This is a genomic window from Curtobacterium sp. NPDC089991 (assembly GCF_044748425.1).
Classification (GTDB): Bacteria; Actinomycetota; Actinomycetes; order Actinomycetales; family Microbacteriaceae; genus Curtobacterium.
Map to the genome: position 1 here is coordinate 809,489 of NZ_JBIVGB010000002.1, position 16,446 is coordinate 825,934.

Consider the following 16,446-nt stretch of genomic DNA (forward strand, 5'->3'; position numbering starts at 1 on the left):
CGGGGAGGCGGAGGGACGACCTCCTGGCGATCACTGGGCGCCAGTTGCCTCCCCACGGCGGTTCAGGGCGCGCACTGGATGGTGTCGGGTGCGCGGGTGCCGGTCAGGGGTGCGGGGTGAACCGTTCCTGTGCGGCGCGGATGATGGCTTCGGCGTCGACACGGTTCGCCCACCCGTTGGTGGTGACGTGCTTGCCGTGCTCGATCTCCTTGTAGTGGGCGAAGAAGTGCTCGATCTCCGCCAGGACCGGCTCGGCGACGTCGGAGATGTCCTGGACGTGGTCGAAGCGGACGTCTCCGGCGGGGACGGTGAGGATCTTGTCATCGCCGCCGTTCTCGTCGACCATGCGGAGCATCCCGACCGGGCGGACGTCGATGACGACGCCGGGGAACGTGGGCCGGGGCAGCAGCACGAGCGCGTCGAGGGGGTCGCCGTCATCGCCGAGAGTGTCGTCGATCGAGCCGTAGTCCTGCGGGAACACCATGCTGGTGAACACCGCCCGGTCCAGGCGGATCCGTCCGGTGGCGTGGTCGACCTCGTACTTGTTGCCGCTGCCGCGGGGGATCTCGATCGTGATGTCGAAGTGCATGAGCTGTTCGTCTCCCAGTCGGATGGTCAAGTGAGGGTGCCGAGGGTGACGCCCCCGGCGGCTGCGGCGACGGAGACGACGAGCATCCCGAGCCCGTTCACGGCAGCCGCGGTGGTGCGGCCAGTGCGTGCGAGGCGGACGGTCTCGAAGCTGGCGGTGCTGAACGTGGTGTAGCCACCCATGAGCCCTGTTCCGAGCACCGCGACGGGGGTGGCGCCGAGGTGACCGGCGGCGCCGGTGATCAAGCCCAGCAGGAACGAGCCGGTGATGTTGATCGTCAGCGTCCCGACCGGGAGCCGGAACTGCCGACCCCGGTTGATCGCACCATCCACGAAGAACCGTGCGGCCGCGCCGACACCGCCAGCGACCGCGACGCTGAGGAAGGCCAGGGCGCTCATGATGTGGCCCCGTTCGGTCGGACCAAACCCGCGATCGCGAGGCCGCTACCGGTGGCGATCGCGCCGGCGAGGACCGTCAGGAGCGCGTACCCGGTGCCGGCCAACCCGCGGCCAGCGAGGAACAACACCGCGGTGCTGGTCGCGAGGGTGCTGTAGGTGGTGAACCCGCCGAGGACACCGGTTCCCAGAAGCAGGCGCAGTGTCCGGCGGCGACCCTCGTCAGGTCCGCGATGCGCGAGGTGTTCCAGCAGCACACCCAGTAGGAGCGCGCCGGCGATGTTGATCCAGAAGATCGCCCAGGACACCTCCTGCTGAGCGGGGAACGCGGTGCTGAGTCCGTCGCGTGCGGCGGTACCGATGGCGCCGCCGAGTGCGACGACACCGAGGTACCGCCACCGCAGATGCACTGGCCGGTCGATACGTTCCGGGTCGTTGGCGTCGATGTCTGGGTCGGGCGGGAGCTGCCCATCGGGCAGGTGCGTGTCCGTTCGGGAGGTCATGTTCCACCTTCCGCAGCGACCGCTGCCGCTGCTGCTCGTGCTGCCGGATGCAGGTACTCCCCACCCCGCGGACAGAACCCACCGTCGCCGTCGAACCGGTAGATCAGGGGTTCGCCCGTGGGGAGGTTCAGGTCCGCGAGCTCACCGTCAGTTAGGCCGTCCATGCAGGCACACAGTGCCCGCAGTGAGTTGCCGTGCGCGACGACGAGCACTGTCTGCCCGTCGCGGAGTGCCGGGGTGATGCTGTGCGACAGGACGGGTTGGACCCGGCGGATGACGTCGGAGAGTGTTTCGGTTCGACGAAGTGCCGCCCACGGCAGTCCACGAAGCGCCGGCGTCCGCCGGAGCGCCAGCCACGCGCGGATCGACATGCGTGGTGGCCGTCCCGTGCGGGTCCGACGAACAGCGAAGAACTGCTCCGCCCCCAACGCCGCTTGCGCATTCTGCTTGGACATGCCGGTGAGGGCGCCGTAGTTCCGCTCGTTCAACCGCCACGTCGACTCGATCGGCGCATCACGTCCGAGGACGTCGGTGACGAGCTCCGCCGTGTGGAGCGCCCGCTCGAGCGTCGACGTGAGCACGAGGTCCGGTCGGATGCCGGCATGCAGAAGTAGCAACCCAGCCCGATTCGCTTCGGCGCTGCCCTGTTCGGTCAGCGCGACGTCTCGCAAGCCGGTGAAGGTACCGGCAGCGTTCGCAGTGCTCTGTCCGTGGCGGAGCAGAACAAGCTGGCCGGTCACGGGGTGTCCCACGGCAGTGGGGCATCGAACCCGACCGGATCAACGGGCACTACGAGCACTGAACGGTGCTGCTGATGGGTCAGCCGTACCGCGACCGACCCCGTGAAGAACTCCGCGATTCGACCCGCTCCCGTCCTGGCCCCGACGACCAGCATCGCCGCGTCGCGGTCTTCGGCCACCTGCGACAGTGCCCGGCTCGGATCCCCGACACCCGGGACGAACGTGACGTCGACGCCGTAGGTCGTTGCGGCAGCACGTACTGCCGCCTTGTCACTGTCCGACAAGCCCTGCGGTGTCGTGTCAGCGGTGTCAGGGTCGATCGGTTCCACCATCACCGACCCGTCCGAGCGCGTACCGGCATCGAAGAGCGATGCATCCACGCTGACGCACACCAGCGTCGTACCGAAGCGCCGCGCGATAGACGACGCAACCTCGATGACCCCCGGAGCGAGGCCGGGCAGGACGCCGACGACGACCGGTCCGGAACCGATTGGTGCTGTCATGACACTCCCTACCTCAGGCGCGCAGAAGCGCGACCAGCTGAGATAGGGACTGTTGTCGACAACTGTCGAGGTTGGGTCCGGCAAGCCCCACTACCGGGTCCGAAGACACCACCATTATGCACCCGAACCCCAAGTCACGCGGGCCGTCTCGCGCACCCGCGACGTCCCGACACCGAAGGAAGCGATTCCGACGACACGGAGCGAAGCTGCCCACAGTCCCCTCGGTCGGCCATAACGAGGGTGGCGTCTCGGGCCCCTCTGCCATGATCATCAAGTGGTGAAATCGATCGAGGCACTGCGGATGCCTCGGCCAGGCGAACGTGCGATCGTCGATGCGCTTGCTGACGTAGCCCAAGGCGAGAGCATGAACGCTCTCCGTCAGCAGGCGGCGACGATGCTCGTTGCTGCGAATTGCGGGTGCGGATGTGGAAGCTTCAACGTGTCGTTGACTGGGCCGGTTCCGGCTGCCGCCGCTGAGGAAGTCCCTACTCTGGTCAGCAGCGAGCCTGCGATCGAGGTCTTGCCTGTATTCGGTCACAGCGGCAGGCTGGCGAGTGTCGAGGTCACCTACTTCCTCGATGAAGCGAGCGGCGTTCCGGCTCCAGGCTCGTTGATACCGGGTCCGAGCGGCTGACGCGGGGCCCGCGGAACGGTGGGTTCAAGGCCGCTCAACGATCGGTGACCGGGTCTTCGAGCTACCGCTTGCGGCGCGCGAACACCACAACCCCGATGACGACGATCGCCGCGACAGCCGCAACGATCAACCAGATCGGCGCTGAAACGCCATCTTGAGAGTTGGCGCCGCTTGTGGCCAGGAAAGCGAAGGCGTTCACAGCGCGAGCCTACCGATCGGAGGCGCGGCTGGATCCGATGCCCGTAAGCCGGTCTCTTAGTGAGACAGCGAAGCCGCAGCAGCCTCTTCTAGCTGAGAGAACAAGGCCCGAAGAGCCTTTAGTCGATCGTAGGCGAGTGCTCGACTCTCGCCTGAATCACTCCCTGACGCGTGCAGACCCTCGAACACGGCTCCGTCCTTCATCACTTCTTTGGCCTGCGCGAGGGGCGCCAGCAGTACCGGATCATCAGTCAGCAACCGAATGCTTCTCGTGCGGTCCTCCATGTTCTGCGCATCGATGGCCATCGCTTTGCCGCTGTCGGTGTTGACCCATTCGATCCAATCCTTCTGGGTCCACTTGTCGCTTGAGGTCGCCATGATCAGGACCTCAGCGGCGTTCGCCCAACGGGTCGCCGCTCCGACAACCTCTCCCACGAGTTCACGGAGTCGATGGTCCCGTTCAGCACGTCGTGCAGCTTCAGCCTGCACTTCGGTGCCCTCCAGGAGACGGTCCTGAAGCATCTCCACATCCAGCCGCGTCGCCCGATTGGTTGCTCCTGGCTGCCGGACGAAGATCGTTCCCTCTTCGACGAGTGGCTTCCTACCTGACGGCTGGTAGCTCTTGTTCAAAAGCGCAATCCGGTCGCCCGAGCGCGGAGCTTCGACCGTGACCACGAGGACCTGCTGCCCATCTACTTCGATGCTTCGAGGATCCCACAGCGCCGTGGAGTTGCCGGCGTATCGGCGGATGGCGTTATGCAGTTCTGCGCTGTCGGGTACCCCCTGACCATGCAGGCTGCCCGGCTCGACGCCAACGAGGACGTACCCCACGCCATCGAAAGCGCTTCGGGCAACGTTTACGGGGCGATTTGCTAGGCCCAGGATTGCCCTGGCGATGACGAACGATGCTTCGGGCGAGGTCACATCGTCAAAGTGTGACTTCCATTCCACCGCTCGACTTTCATCCTCAGGACGCGCATCAAGAACGCTGCGGACAAGCGCCACCAACTGGTCAGGAGTACGGAGGGCACGTGAGGTGTCGATGTTGAGAGGCACCGAGCCAGTCTCGCCCACCGAGAGGGTGTCCAACAGGCGTCAATGCCCCAGCCCGAGAATTCAGAGGCGTACCCGGGAGCGATGCTGTCGGTCCACGAATCTCTGAGCGCGGACGTGCAGCGTCTCGATCGCCGGTCGGCTACCGGACGTTGCAGGAGCGCTGTGTGGTCTAGCGTCGCATCATGAGCAAGTTCTTCGTCGCGGGCAGCTGGCGGAATCGAGCAGCGGTCCTCAACGTCGTTGAAGCGCTGGACAGCATCGGGGTGTCGTCCTACTCCTTCGTTCGGACTGGGTACGACGAGGACGCGGCAGCACTGGCAGTTCCAGGAGGAGCAGATAACGCTGCGCTGGACTCGACGGGGGTGCGGAAGGCTTTCGAGCAAGACCTCGCCGAGCTTCGAGCGGCTGAGCAGTTCGTGCTCGTGCTTCCGGCTGGCGCAGCGGCGCACATCGAAGCAGGGATTGCGTTCGGCCTGGGCAAGAGGTGCTGGGCCGTTGGTCCTGTTGACCGATCCGAGACTCTGTACCGGATCTTTGAAGCGATGCCTGCTGACGCGGCCGGTCTGGTCAAACGCATCAGGGCTCTGTCAGCAGTCCGGTAGCCGATCGTTCATCGGCACGCCGGCCGTTGCAACTTCGCTGGCATGCTCATCGTGTGACAAACAACTCACCCTCTCGACGAGTCCACCGCTTCGAGGTGGTCGCGGCGAACGAGCTGCCTGAGATGAACCGTTTGCAGCGATCGTTCTTTTCGAAGCACTACCAGCCAGGGTTCCTTGCGGGCGATGCGATCGACGTTGACGGGCAGTTCGGCTACCCCGTCGTCATGCTGCACGAGTTGCTGGCTGAGTGGGATGTTGAACCCGAGACGGCGATGGAGGGAGCGGCTCGAATCATCGACGCATACCCGAAATCCGTGGCCCAAAGCGAAGCACGACAGTGCCTCGCCGACATGCACTACCTCCGGGAGGAGTGGGCCGATGCGTTGAAGCTGACGTACGGTTTCCGACGGCTCGTTGCCTTCGTCGGTCTCAGCGACCTGCTGCAGCCACGTGCGGAAGCGTGGGAGGTCATGCGGTGGGGATCCTCAAACATCACCAAGGCGGGCTGGCAAAACCTCGACGCGGCCCTTGAAGACCTTCAGGGAACGCTCGATAGCTTCCACGACGAGCACGGCATCAGCATCATCGGACAGTTTTGGAGGCGACTGCATGCAAACGAAGCCACAGAAGCGATAGCGCAAAGCCTTTACGACCTGATCGGTACCGACTACTCGGTCGACCAGATCGTTCAGCTTATCGATCACGGCCGTACCGTCGGTCCGTACCGTCTGACCGCGTTCGAGGGCTTCGAAGTCTACGAGCGTCCCATCCCAGCAACCTGGAACCGCAGTAATCCGTACGCCTTCGGGGGCTTGATCCGAGCGCTCTGCAGGCCCCTGTTCCGCGAATCGGAGAACCGCGCGCGTGAGGCCGCTGGGCTCCCACGCGTCGGCGAGGGCCTGGTGTCCGAGATACGTCTGCTGCATCAACTACGTGCTGCGTTCCCCGACGAGCGAATCGACCACCAGGTACGGCCATCGTGGCTTGCGCCACAGTCCCTCGACATGGTGATCCGCGGGCAAAACGTCGCAATCGAGTACCAGGGCGCCCAACACTCACGCCCGGTGGAGTTCTTCGGTGGACGGGAGGCTTTCGAGCGGCAGCAGCAGCGCGACGCTACGAAGCGTTGGTTGTGCGCTGAGCACGGGATGACCCTGCTCGAGGTCCACCCCGATTACCTGCTAGATGACATCGTTGGAACGGTACGCCGCGCTCTCGAGTAGTCACACCACTCAGGACGGCCGCCTAATCCGGACCCCCAATATGTCGCTGTGTGAACGGACTCAGTCGTGGTGCGGTAGCCGATGGACTATCGGGCACGCCTATCAGTGGCTCATGTTCGCTTCGTTCACTCACGCTCGGTTCGGGTGGACCCGTGTCGGGCGAAACCGATCGCACCAACGATTGCCGCCAGCAGTCCCATCGCAGCCATGACCAGCCCGCCGGCTACGAGCCCGACGTAACCAACGCCGGCGCCCAGGAGAGCTATGACGAGTCCCGCAACCAGCGCCCCGACGCCGATCGCAAGGCCGAGCACGCGAGGCTGGATACGGGACAACATGCTTGCATTGAACTCCCCACTAGCGGCGTCCGGTGGCTCATCGGCCAGTGGGACGCTGACTGAGGCCAGGAACTGCACGAGCTCGGTTGTGAGAGTCCAGCTACCGACGTGTTGCGCGTGTGCAGCGCGAAAATGGCTGCAATGAGCGCGCCAGCCCCGATCGCCACCGCGACGGGTACCAGAATCACGCGAGACCACGGCATACTTGGCTTTCACCTGCCGCCTGCCAGTGCCTCGAAGGGAATTCGCATTCGATGACAATAGACAGTTTGATCTCGCCTGCTTCAGATCCGGCTAACTGGCACCCAGAGGTCGCGGCGGCACACCGTACCGCGTCGATCCGTATTCGCCAGGCGATGCGGCGGCACCATGAGATGTTCGAACTCATGAACGCGTGGCGAAAACTCGACCCGGTAACGTGGCATCCGACGATCGCGGATGACGCCATGTCGTGGGACCTCCGTATTGAGGTGCAGCAGGCTCCTCCGCTCGAGGAAGCATCTATCTTATTCGCGGAAGCTATTCATCACCTGCGGACGGCGCTGAACATCGCGCTTCAGGAAGTCGCTCGGCGAGGTCGATTTCCAATCAAACCAGCCGCGTTGCAATACCCTCTCGCGCTGACGAGTAAAGAGTTCAAGTCTCACGAGCGGCGCTTGCTCGGGCTGCCAAAGTATCTGAAGGACGCCATCCTGTGGCGGCAACCGTTCCAGCTGAACGCGGCTAATCCGGCCGCGCATACATTGGCAATCCTTGCTTCGCTCGACAACGAAGCAAAGCATCGAACGAACCTCGCTGGTGTTGCGGCAGTGGAGAACATTGACAGCATGCTGGTGCCGGTTCTGGAAGCTGGCGCTTCGCTGCCGACACCTCGAAGGATCTCCTACGAAGTCAACGCATCAGAGAATTGGCTCTTCGCCAGGGAAGACACTTCCCCGCACCATATCAACGACCTCTCGGGCTCCGTCGATATAGTTGTGGATCTCAGCTTTACCGATTCCTCGGGGAATGCGCATCCGGCGACCTCCTTTTTGCAAGCCGCCTTCGAAGAGACCTCAACCTCGATCGGCTACCTGCTCGCGCCATGGAATGACAGAATGTCGAATCCTGAATCACAATTCAGGGTAAAGCCAGGCGCGTCATTTGTCAGACCTCAGCCGCAGGAGGGGGACTGACGCCACGCATCCGTCCGACGAGAATGGACGCCCTGGGCGGCAGATACTAGGCCGCACATAGCTCCTGAAGGGGTGGCAGTGGCAGCATTTGTCCTGGCCTTCGTACTGCCACCAGCGGCGCTCGTCTTCGGTCTGTCCGCCCTTCGCGAGCTCAGGGCTGCCCCGCAACAGGTTCGGGGCCTTGCGACAGCCGCTGTCTTCGTCGGCGCTGTTCTGGCTATCGTGATCGGCGTTCATCGCAGCGCGACGCGGGTGCATCACGTAAACCGGTAGGGGAGCGGCTAAAGGACGTCGGTCCAGTCGGTATCAGACCCTGGCGACAAACGCCCCGGCCGACGGATCAAGTTCGAGGCGCCGCTTAACGGCCGCCGCCTCGGCGCCAAGCTCGAGGGCGACCCATGCGCGGACTACGGTTACGGACTCCCGCCACCGATTGAGTAAGTCCAGGTCATCGGGCAGCTTCCGGTTAGCGTGCTTGATCCCGTTGTATGCGCGGGTCGTCGTCTCCGCCCAAGTTTCGGCATCGAACGGCACCGCTCCGGCAACGGCCGCTGCGATCCGGTCCAAGCGTTGCCTAAGCTGGGAGTTCTTCGCCGCCTCTGCCCCGACTCCATCCCGATTTTTGAGCAAGAGGTACCCCAGGGCTTCAAGTCCTGGACCGACCTGCGCGAGGTGCGTCAGCGCAGGAACTTTCTGCAAGTACCGATCTGAGACGATCGGGTCCAGTGCTCGGCCGAATTCCTCTCGCAGTTTTAGCCATCGCGCAACTCCCGCAGCTCCGCCGATCTCGTCGTACTCCATTACGTACGGCCGGTACCCGGAGACTGTTGCGGGCGCTTCTTCGCGGTTGGCGACAACGACATCCCGCCACTGCCTGCCGTGCTCCTTGCCATCGAGCGTGACCAACGGGTCGTCGTCCCTGGTCACCATCGTCACAGTGCAGGTTTCCGCCCGCCATCGCGCGAGCACGAGCAGGTCCCGAATGCCGCGGTGCGCCGCCGCTAGGTCGTCCCACCCCGCCGGTGTGGTGGACATGGTCTGACAGTCCACGTAGTCGCGGAGCACGATGGAGTCCTCGCCGTCCGGTCGCTCCGTGGACCACGTTGGAACCAACACAAGGTCCGAAGAGATGATGATTTCGTCCGCTGGCTTACCAACGACTGTGATGGTTCTCGACGGCGGGTCAACGTCCTCGGAGACACTGCTAACACCGAGCCATTCTCTTAGGCCAGATACCTCCGATCGGATGCCGTCAATCTGCTGGAAGTCGATGTCGTCGCGTACACCCATTACAGCAAACCGTGCCCACATGCGCCCGGTGCCGGAGGCCAATGTTGAATGGAACCCTCGCGGCCAGCAGTTCACCAGCTGGAGCGCTCCGTGTGAGTCGGCGAACATTAGCCGCCTGGGGATCGGTTTGCTGGCGACCGGAAGCCCCTGCAGGCCGTCGCGAAGAAACCAGGACGCGTAGTAGTCGTCCGGTGCGGACCACGGCACCTCGACGCTGATTCCGTCCTCGGACCAGTCGAGGAGCACCTTCACCTCCGGGGTGTCCGGGTCGAAGTCGATAAGATCGCCGGTTCGGCGGGTGCCGGGTTTCAATTCGTTTGGCAACAGTGCCCCCTGGTTTCGCGGTCCGGATTTGTCCATCGTGTTGTCGCCGCAGAACGGCGTTCTCGAATGGGATCAGTCTGCTGGCAATGACGGGCGGGCGCCACCGGTTCGATCACGGAGCTGGCAACTTCGTACTGTCCCGGCAGCCGGTCGCCCACCGGACGAACTGCTGCACACTCCAGGGTGCCGACAAGCCATGTCTCACATAGCCCGTCCGCGCTCCATTTCGTGGACGGGCGACATACGGACACAAGAACGCCCCGCCAGCCGAAGCCAGCGGGGCGTTCCCCGGTCGAGCGGAACCTAGAAGTCCCAGTCCTCGTCCTCGGTCTTCTCCGCCTTGCCGATGACGTACGACGACCCCGACCCCGAGAAGAAGTCGTGGTTCTCGTCGGCGTTGGGCGACAGCGCCGACAGGATCGCCGGGTTCACGTCCGTCGTCTCCTTGGGGAACATCGGCTCGTAGCCCAGGTTCATCAGCGCCTTGTTGGCGTTGTAGTGCAGGAACTTCTTGACGTCCTCGGTCAGCCCGACCTGGTCGTAGAGGTCCTGCGTGTACTGCACCTCGTTCTCGTAGAGCTCGAACAGCAGGTTGAACGTGTAGTCCTTGATCTCCTGCTTGCGCTCTTCGGAAGCGCCTTCGAGGCCCTTCTGGAACTTGTACCCGATGTAGTACCCGTGGACGGCTTCGTCACGGATGATCAGGCGGATCAGGTCAGCCGTGTTGGTGAGCTTGGCGCGCGAGGACCAGTACATCGGCAGGTAGAAGCCGGAGTAGAACAGGAACGACTCGAGCAGCGTCGAGGCGACCTTGCGCTTCAGGGGGTCGTCGCCGGTGTAGTAGTCGAGGACGATCTGGGCCTTCTTCTGCAGGTTCACGTTCTCGGTGGACCAGCGGAAGGCGTCGTCGATCTCGGGCGTCGAGGCCAGCGTCGAGAAGATCGACGAGTAGCTCTTCGCGTGGACCGATTCCATGAACGCGATGTTCGTGTAGACGGCTTCTTCGTGGGGGGTGATCGCGTCGGGGATCAGGCTGATCGCGCCGACGGTGCCCTGGATGGTGTCGAGCAGCGTCAGGCCGGTGAAGACCCGCATGGTGAGCTGCTGCTCTGCCGGCGTCAGCGTGTTCCACGACTGCACGTCGTTCGACAGCGGCACCTTCTCGGGCAGCCAGAAGTTGTTGACCAGCCGGTTCCAGACCTCGACGTCCTTGTCGTCCTGGATGCGGTTCCAGTTGATGGCACTGACCGAGCTGATCAGCGGGATGGACTTGCCCGTGGCGTGGACCGGGTCGGTGAGGGTCATGGGATTGTCTTCCGGATTCGAGATGGTGATCTGATGACGGACTGGAGGCGCGGGGCGGGGCCCGCCCCGCGCCTCCAGGAAGAGAGCGGCAGCTCTACAGCATGCAGCTGACGCAGCCCTCGACCTCGGTGCCCTCGAGGGCGAGCTGGCGCAGACGGATGTAGTAGATCGTCTTGATGCCCTTGCGCCATGCGTAGATCTGCGCCTTGTTGATGTCACGCGTGGTGGCGGTGTCCTTGAAGAACAGCGTCAGGGACAGGCCCTGGTCCACGTGCTGCGTCGCCGCGGCGTACGTGTCGATGATCTTCTCGGCACCGATCTCGTACGCGTCCTGGTAGTAGTCCAGGTTGTCGTTCGTCATGAACGGCGCCGGGTAGTAGACGCGGCCGAGCTTGCCTTCCTTGCGGATCTCGATCTTCGACGCGATCGGGTGGATCGACGACGTCGAGTGGTTGATGTACGAGATCGAACCGGTCGGCGGGACGGCCTGCAGGTTCTGGTTGTAGATGCCGTGCTCCTGGACGGACGCCTTCAGCGCCTTCCAGTCCTCCTGCGTCGGGATCGTGATGTTCGCGTTGTCGAACAGCGAGGCGACACGAGCGGTCGCGGGGGTCCACGCCTGGTCGGTGTACTTGTCGAAGAACTCACCCGACGCGTACTTCGAGTCGCGGAACCCGTCGAAGGTCTCGCCGGTCTCGATGGCGATGTTGTTCGAGGCGCGCAGGGCGTGGAACAGCACCGTGTAGAAGTAGATGTTCGTGAAGTCGATGCCCTCTTCGGAGCCGTAGTAGACGCGCTCACGAGCCAGGTAACCGTGCAGGTTCATCTGGCCGAGGCCGATGGCGTGCGACTTGTCGTTGCCGTCCTCGACGGAACGCACCGAGGCGATGTGCGACATCTGCGACACGGACGTCAGGCCACGGATCGCGGTCTCGATGGTCTTGCCGAAGTCCGGCGAGTCCATCGTCAGCGCGATGTTCAGCGACCCGAGGTTGCAGGAGATGTCCTTGCCGATCTCCTTGTAGGACAGGTCCTCGTTGAAGGTCGTCGGGGTGTTGACCTGCAGGATCTCCGAGCACAGGTTGGACATGTTGATCCGACCCTTGATCGGGTTGGCCTTGTTCACCGTGTCCTCGAACACGATGTACGGGTAGCCGGACTCGAACTGGATCTCGGCGATGGTCGTGAAGAAGTCACGCGCCTTGATCTTCGTCTTCTTGATGCGCGAGTCGTCGACCATCGCGCGGTAGTTCTCGGAGATCGGGACGTCGCCGAACGGGACGCCGTAGACCTTCTCGACGTCGTACGGCGAGAACAGGTACATGTCCTCGTTGTTCTTCGCGAGCTCGAACGTGATGTCCGGCACGACGACGCCGAGGGACAGCGTCTTGATGCGGATCTTCTCGTCGGCGTTCTCGCGCTTGGTGTCGAGGAACTTCATGATGTCCGGGTGGTGGGCGCTGAGGTAGACCGCGCCGGCACCCTGACGCGCACCGAGCTGGTTCGCGTAGGAGAAGGAGTCTTCCAGCAGCTTCATCACGGGGATGATGCCCGAGGACTGGTTCTCGATCTGCTTGATCGGGGCGCCGGCCTCGCGGATGTTGGAGAGGAGCAGGGCCACGCCGCCGCCGCGCTTCGAGAGCTGCAGCGAGGAGTTGATTCCGCGCGAGATCGACTCCATGTTGTCCTCGATGCGGAGGAGGAAGCAGGAGACGAGCTCGCCGCGCTGTGCCTTCGCCGTGTTGAGGAACGTGGGGGTCGCGGGCTGGAACCGGCCGGCGACGATCTCTTCGACCAGGTCGATGGCGAGCTGCTCGTTGCCCTGGGCCAGGCCGAGGGCGGTCATGACGACGCGGTCCTCGAAGCGCTCGAGGTAGCGCTTGCCGTCGAACGTCTTGAGCGTGTAGCTCGTGTAGTACTTGAACGCGCCGAGGAACGTCTGGAACCGGAACTTCTTCGAGTACGCCAGGTCGTTGAGTCGCTGGATGAAGTCCAGCGAGTACATGTCGATCGTGGCTTTTTCGTAGTACTCGTTCTCGACCAGGTAGTCGAGCCGCTCCTTCAGGTTGTGGAAGAAGACGGTGTTCTGGTTGACGTGCTGCAGGAAGAACTGCTTGGCGGCCTCACGATCCTTGTCGAACTGGATGTTGCCGTCCGCGTCGTAGAGGTTGAGCATCGCGTTGAGGGAGTGGTAGTCCATCCCCGTCTGCGGCGACGTCAGATCGACGTCTGCAACTGCTGCGTCCAAAATGCATCCAATCCTGAGTTGACCGCCGACACGTCGTCAGGGGTCCCGAAGAGTTCGAATCTGTAGAGAAGGGGGACGTTGCACTTCCGCGCGATGACGTCCCCTGCCAGGCCGTAGGCCTCGCCGAAGTTCGTGTTGCCGCCGACGACCACACCGCGGATAAGCGAGCGGTTGTGCGCGTCGTTGAGGAACTTGATGACCTGCTTGGGGACCGCACCCTCGCCGTTGCCGCCACCGTAGGTGGGCAGGAACAGGACGTAGGGCTCGTCCACGTGGAGGAAGGGTTCGCTCGGGTAGAGCGGGATCCGGTCCGCGTCGCGGCCGAGCTTCTCGACGAAGCGCGCGGTGTACCCGGACACGCTCGAGAAGTAGACCAATCGGCTCATGGCGCGCTCCTCGATGGAAGGTGCGGACAGACGGACCGGGTGTGTCCTGTGGGCGGCGATCCGGGCCTCCTGAGCGGGTCCGGGGTGACCGTCCACAGGACGGGAGACGACTACGCCAGTTCGGCGCTGAGCGTCGCGATCTTGTCGGGGCGGAAGCCCGACCAGTGGTCGTCGTCCGTGACGACGACGGGGGCCTGCATGTAGCCCAGGCTCTTGACGTGCTCGAGGGCTGCCTCATCGGTGGAGACGTCGTGCACTTCGTACTCGATGCCCTTGTTGTCGAGGGCCCGGTACGTCGCTGTGCACTGGACGCAGGACGGCTTGGTGTAGACGGTGACGGCCATGTTCTCCCCTGGTTTCTGGGCCTGATTCCAGGTCCGAAGTTCGTGTGCGGTGCTGAGGACGACGCTACTACATGTTGTGCCCGGCGGACCCGTCGACCACAAGAGAAAGTGTTACACGCCTGTAGTTTCCACAACCCGATCCACAGACTGTGGATTCCCGGAGGCCCGGTTTTCCGCCACTCTCGCACCCACCACCGACACTCTCCACAAGCTGTGGACGGAAGTTCTCGACACCTCCCGTCGGCGTGTCTGAGAACGGTGTCGACGAGGACCTCCTCCACACCTCCCCCGGACGGGTGACACCCCGATCCGTCCGGTCCGTACACTCGTCTCGTGAGCACGTACGGCCCCCTCCTGAAGACCCCCGGCGTGGGTCGTGTCATCGCTGCACAGCTCACCGCGCGCTTCCCGTTCGGGATGCTCTCGCTGGCGTACCTGCTGCACGTCGAGCACGTCTTCCACTCCTACGGCGCCGCCGGCCTGGTGCTCGCGACGACGAGTGTCGGGCAGGCACTCGCGGGCCCGCTCACCAGCCGGTGGATGGGCAGCTGGGGCATGCGTCCCGTCCTCATCCTGACGAGCATCGTCGCGCTCGTGAGCATGGGCGTCATCGGCTTCGTGCTCATGCCGCTCTGGGGCTACGTGGTGGTCGGGTTCCTCGGCGGTCTCGCGGTCCCGCCCGTGCAGCCGGCGGTCCGCACCATCTACCCCAAGATGGTGACCTCGTCGCAGCTCACCCCCTTGTTCTCGCTCGATGCCAGCGCCCAGGAACTCATCTGGGTCGCGGGCCCGGTCATCACCACCTTCGTCGCGACCCAGGTCGGCACGGTCGAGGCGATCGTCGTCGCCATGGTCTTCCTGGTCGTCGGCGGCATCTGGTTCATCGCCTCCCCCGAGCTCGGCCGCGTCCGCATCCCCCGCTCGAAGCGCGCGTTCGGCGTGGTGCTGAAGCGGCCGTCGGTCGTCGTCGCCACCCTGACCGGTCTGCTGCTCATCGGCGCGTGCGCGGCGGTCGAGGCCAGCGTCACCAGCGTCTTCGGCGAGGGCAGCCCGAACGCCGGCATCGTCCTGGCCGTCTTCGCGGTCGGGTCCCTGTTCGGCGGCCTGGCCTTCGGCCACCGTCCGATCTCCCCCAACACCCTGTGGACGCGCATGGCGATCGTCTTCGTCGGTCTCGCGCTCGCCCTGGGCGGCACGAACTTCTGGTGGCTCTGCATCGCCCTCGTGATCGCGGGCATCGGCATCGCGCCGGCACTCGCGGTGATGTTCGGCTCGGTCTCCGCCACCGTCAAGTTCTCCGACACCGCCGAGGCCTACGGCTGGATGGGCACCGGTCAGCTCATCGGCGCCGCCGGTGGGTCCGCGGTCGCCGGCTTCCTGATCGACAGCAGTGGCCCGGTGGGCGGCTTCACGGTCGGTGCGGTCATGGCCGGGGTGGGCGTCGTCGTCGCGCTCGGGGCGAAGCGCTGGCTGCCCGACCTGCGCGGCCGTGACGCCAGCCCCATCCCCGACACCGAGCCGGTGGTCCTGCCGACCTGAGCGCGGGCGGCGCTTTCGGCGTACCTAGTCGAATCGGGCGTACCTGGTCGGAAGTTCTGACCAGGTACGCCCGATTGCATTTGCCATCGCGGCCGGTATGGGAAGGAACGTGCGTCCGGCGGGCGGGTCGCGTTCTCCACAGATGTCCGGGAGGCCCGGCGCGCGCCCGCCACGCACCGGCAGGATGGGTGCATGGTCAGTTCACTTCCCCTGCGTGACGGCGCCGCGATCCCCGCGATCGGGTTCGGCGTCTACAAGGTCGACGACACCGAGGCCGAGACGGCGGTCGGTCTCGCGCTCGAAGCCGGCTACCGGCACGTCGACACGGCCGAGATGTACGGCAACGAGACCGGCGTCGGGAACGCGATCCGGGCCTCCGGGCTCGACCGTGACGACGTCTTCGTGACGACCAAGGTGTGGAACGACCACCAGGGGCGCGACGCGACCCTGCGTTCGTTCGACGGCAGCCTCGAGCGGCTGGGGCTCGACGCGGTCGACCTCTACCTGATCCACTGGCCGGCCGCGGCGAACGACCGCTACGTCGACACCTGGCGCGCGCTCGTCGAGCTGCGCGACTCCGGCCGGGCGCGGAGCATCGGGGTCTCGAACTTCCAGGTGCCGCACCTGCAGCGGCTCGTCGACGAAACCGGTGAGGCGCCGGTGCTCAACCAGGTCGAGCGGCACCCGTGGCTCCCGCAGCGCGAGCTCATGGAGTTCCACCAGCAGCACGACATCGTCACCGGAGCCTGGTCGCCGCTCGGTCGCGGTCGGCTGATCGACGAACCGATCCTCACCGGCATCGCTGACGCACACGGGGTGAGCGTCGCGCAGGTCCTCGTCCGGTGGAACGTGCAGCAGGGGGTCGTGGTGCTGCCGAAGTCGGTGACGCCGTCGCGGATCCGGTCGAACCTCGACGTCGACGGCTTCGTGCTCAGCGACGACGAGCTCGCGGCGATCGCCACGCTCGAGTCCGGGCAGCGGACGGGCTCGCACCCCGACTCGGTGTCGTGACGGGAGCGCCGTGGTGACGTGGTGCTCGCGTGACGGCGTAGGT

19 protein-coding genes are annotated in these 16,446 nt (G+C 64.6%); 7 read left to right on the plus strand and 12 right to left on the minus strand.

Going from position 1 to position 16,446, the window contains the following annotated elements:
- Positions 1 to 103: 103 nt before the first annotated feature.
- From ACIPV1_RS09090 to ACIPV1_RS09110, 5 genes are read right to left on the minus strand one after another with little or no spacing between them, the layout of a single operon-like run.
- Entirely contained in the window at positions 104 to 589 is a 486-nt protein-coding gene (locus tag ACIPV1_RS09090) for an inorganic diphosphatase (protein WP_055960822.1), read from the minus strand.
- Positions 590 to 615: 26 nt separating this feature from the next.
- Positions 616 to 987: a CrcB family protein gene (locus ACIPV1_RS09095; protein ID WP_055960823.1), complete on the minus strand. Its 372-nt coding sequence runs from the start codon at positions 985 to 987 to the stop codon at positions 616 to 618.
- On the minus strand, positions 984 to 1,487 hold the full coding sequence (locus tag ACIPV1_RS09100) for a CrcB family protein (protein WP_228506157.1): 504 nt from the start codon (positions 1,485 to 1,487) through the stop codon (positions 984 to 986). Before ACIPV1_RS09100 ends, ACIPV1_RS09095 begins: the two co-directional genes overlap by 4 nt.
- On the minus strand, positions 1,484 to 2,239 hold the full coding sequence (locus ACIPV1_RS09105) for a 2,3-diphosphoglycerate-dependent phosphoglycerate mutase (RefSeq protein ID WP_171907745.1): 756 nt from the start codon (positions 2,237 to 2,239) through the stop codon (positions 1,484 to 1,486). The genes ACIPV1_RS09100 and ACIPV1_RS09105 overlap by 4 nt, the downstream gene beginning before the upstream one ends.
- The gene (locus ACIPV1_RS09110; protein WP_228506158.1) at positions 2,224 to 2,814 is read right to left on the minus strand and encodes a universal stress protein; all 591 of its coding nucleotides are present in this window, start codon (positions 2,812 to 2,814) and stop codon (positions 2,224 to 2,226) included. The genes ACIPV1_RS09105 and ACIPV1_RS09110 overlap by 16 nt, the downstream gene beginning before the upstream one ends.
- A gap of 193 nt (positions 2,815 to 3,007) precedes the next feature.
- Here ACIPV1_RS09110 and ACIPV1_RS09115 point away from each other — a divergent pair, with 193 nt between their 5' ends.
- A complete protein-coding gene (locus ACIPV1_RS09115) occupies positions 3,008 to 3,364 on the plus strand; it encodes a hypothetical protein (protein ID WP_402726217.1) in 357 nt (118 codons plus the stop codon).
- Between the two features lie 61 nt (positions 3,365 to 3,425).
- On the opposite strand, the gene ACIPV1_RS09120 is transcribed toward ACIPV1_RS09115, so the two are convergent.
- Together ACIPV1_RS09120 and ACIPV1_RS09125 are read right to left on the minus strand one after the other, a co-directional pair.
- Entirely contained in the window at positions 3,426 to 3,563 is a 138-nt protein-coding gene (locus tag ACIPV1_RS09120; protein ID WP_402726218.1) for a hypothetical protein, read from the minus strand.
- 56 nt (positions 3,564 to 3,619) lie between these two features.
- Entirely contained in the window at positions 3,620 to 4,618 is a 999-nt protein-coding gene (locus tag ACIPV1_RS09125) for a helix-turn-helix domain-containing protein (protein WP_402726219.1), read from the minus strand.
- Positions 4,619 to 4,800: 182 nt separating this feature from the next.
- On the opposite strand from ACIPV1_RS09125, the gene ACIPV1_RS09130 reads away from it, so the two are divergent.
- The 4 genes from ACIPV1_RS09130 (at position 4,801) to ACIPV1_RS09145 (ending at position 7,956) form a co-directional block, all read left to right on the plus strand.
- Positions 4,801 to 5,220 (plus strand): hypothetical protein, encoded by a 420-nt coding sequence (locus ACIPV1_RS09130; protein ID WP_402726220.1) that lies wholly within the window; start codon positions 4,801 to 4,803, stop codon positions 5,218 to 5,220.
- Positions 5,221 to 5,273: 53 nt separating this feature from the next.
- Entirely contained in the window at positions 5,274 to 6,443 is a 1,170-nt protein-coding gene (locus ACIPV1_RS09135; protein WP_402726221.1) for a hypothetical protein, read from the plus strand.
- Between the two features lie 152 nt (positions 6,444 to 6,595).
- Complete coding sequence (locus ACIPV1_RS09140; RefSeq protein ID WP_402726222.1) at positions 6,596 to 6,844, plus strand: hypothetical protein; 249 nt, start codon at positions 6,596 to 6,598, stop codon at positions 6,842 to 6,844.
- Positions 6,845 to 7,035: 191 nt separating this feature from the next.
- Positions 7,036 to 7,956 carry a hypothetical protein gene (locus ACIPV1_RS09145; protein ID WP_402726223.1) on the plus strand — a complete coding sequence of 307 codons (921 nt, stop codon included), beginning with the start codon at positions 7,036 to 7,038 and terminating at the stop codon, positions 7,954 to 7,956.
- 306 nt (positions 7,957 to 8,262) lie between these two features.
- Here the strand turns inward: ACIPV1_RS09145 and ACIPV1_RS09150 are convergent, their stop codons facing one another.
- From ACIPV1_RS09150 to nrdH, 5 genes are all read right to left on the minus strand, one after another.
- Entirely contained in the window at positions 8,263 to 9,570 is a 1,308-nt protein-coding gene (locus ACIPV1_RS09150) for a reverse gyrase (RefSeq protein WP_402726224.1), read from the minus strand.
- Positions 9,571 to 9,873: 303 nt separating this feature from the next.
- Positions 9,874 to 10,875 (minus strand): class 1b ribonucleoside-diphosphate reductase subunit beta, encoded by a 1,002-nt coding sequence (gene nrdF / locus ACIPV1_RS09155; protein WP_111086559.1) that lies wholly within the window; start codon positions 10,873 to 10,875, stop codon positions 9,874 to 9,876.
- A gap of 94 nt (positions 10,876 to 10,969) precedes the next feature.
- Positions 10,970 to 13,075 (minus strand): class 1b ribonucleoside-diphosphate reductase subunit alpha, encoded by a 2,106-nt coding sequence (gene nrdE, locus ACIPV1_RS09160; RefSeq protein WP_123939379.1) that lies wholly within the window; start codon positions 13,073 to 13,075, stop codon positions 10,970 to 10,972.
- Between the two features lie 17 nt (positions 13,076 to 13,092).
- The gene (gene nrdI / locus ACIPV1_RS09165) at positions 13,093 to 13,509 is read right to left on the minus strand and encodes a class Ib ribonucleoside-diphosphate reductase assembly flavoprotein NrdI (protein WP_071291227.1); all 417 of its coding nucleotides are present in this window, start codon (positions 13,507 to 13,509) and stop codon (positions 13,093 to 13,095) included.
- 110 nt (positions 13,510 to 13,619) lie between these two features.
- Positions 13,620 to 13,853 (minus strand): glutaredoxin-like protein NrdH, encoded by a 234-nt coding sequence (gene nrdH, locus ACIPV1_RS09170; protein WP_017886897.1) that lies wholly within the window; start codon positions 13,851 to 13,853, stop codon positions 13,620 to 13,622.
- Between the two features lie 333 nt (positions 13,854 to 14,186).
- Between nrdH and ACIPV1_RS09175 the strand changes: the two genes are divergently transcribed.
- Together ACIPV1_RS09175 and ACIPV1_RS09180 are read left to right on the plus strand one after the other, a co-directional pair.
- Positions 14,187 to 15,392: an MFS transporter gene (locus ACIPV1_RS09175; protein WP_123673613.1), complete on the plus strand. Its 1,206-nt coding sequence runs from the start codon at positions 14,187 to 14,189 to the stop codon at positions 15,390 to 15,392.
- A gap of 192 nt (positions 15,393 to 15,584) precedes the next feature.
- Positions 15,585 to 16,403, plus strand: coding sequence for an aldo/keto reductase (locus ACIPV1_RS09180; protein ID WP_402726225.1), 819 nt, complete (start codon positions 15,585 to 15,587; stop codon positions 16,401 to 16,403).
- The last annotated feature ends 43 nt before the right edge of the window (positions 16,404 to 16,446 follow it).

What these genes read in the sequence shown, in the direction of transcription:
- ACIPV1_RS09090 (WP_055960822.1), bottom strand. Translation starts at nt 589, where the DNA reads ATGCACTTCGACATCACGATCGAGATCCCCCGCGGCAGCGGCAACAAG.
- ACIPV1_RS09095 (WP_055960823.1), bottom strand. Translation starts at nt 987, where the DNA reads ATGAGCGCCCTGGCCTTCCTCAGCGTCGCGGTCGCTGGCGGTGTCGGC.
- ACIPV1_RS09100 (WP_228506157.1), bottom strand. Translation starts at nt 1,487, where the DNA reads ATGACCTCCCGAACGGACACGCACCTGCCCGATGGGCAGCTCCCGCCC.
- ACIPV1_RS09130 (WP_402726220.1), top strand. Translation starts at nt 4,801, where the DNA reads ATGAGCAAGTTCTTCGTCGCGGGCAGCTGGCGGAATCGAGCAGCGGTC.
- ACIPV1_RS09145 (WP_402726223.1), top strand. Translation starts at nt 7,036, where the DNA reads ATGACAATAGACAGTTTGATCTCGCCTGCTTCAGATCCGGCTAACTGG.
- nrdF (WP_111086559.1), bottom strand. Translation starts at nt 10,875, where the DNA reads ATGACCCTCACCGACCCGGTCCACGCCACGGGCAAGTCCATCCCGCTG.
- nrdE (WP_123939379.1), bottom strand. Translation starts at nt 13,075, where the DNA reads ATGGACTACCACTCCCTCAACGCGATGCTCAACCTCTACGACGCGGAC.
- nrdI (WP_071291227.1), bottom strand. Translation starts at nt 13,509, where the DNA reads ATGAGCCGATTGGTCTACTTCTCGAGCGTGTCCGGGTACACCGCGCGC.
- nrdH (WP_017886897.1), bottom strand. Translation starts at nt 13,853, where the DNA reads ATGGCCGTCACCGTCTACACCAAGCCGTCCTGCGTCCAGTGCACAGCG.
- ACIPV1_RS09180 (WP_402726225.1), top strand. Translation starts at nt 15,585, where the DNA reads ATGGTCAGTTCACTTCCCCTGCGTGACGGCGCCGCGATCCCCGCGATC.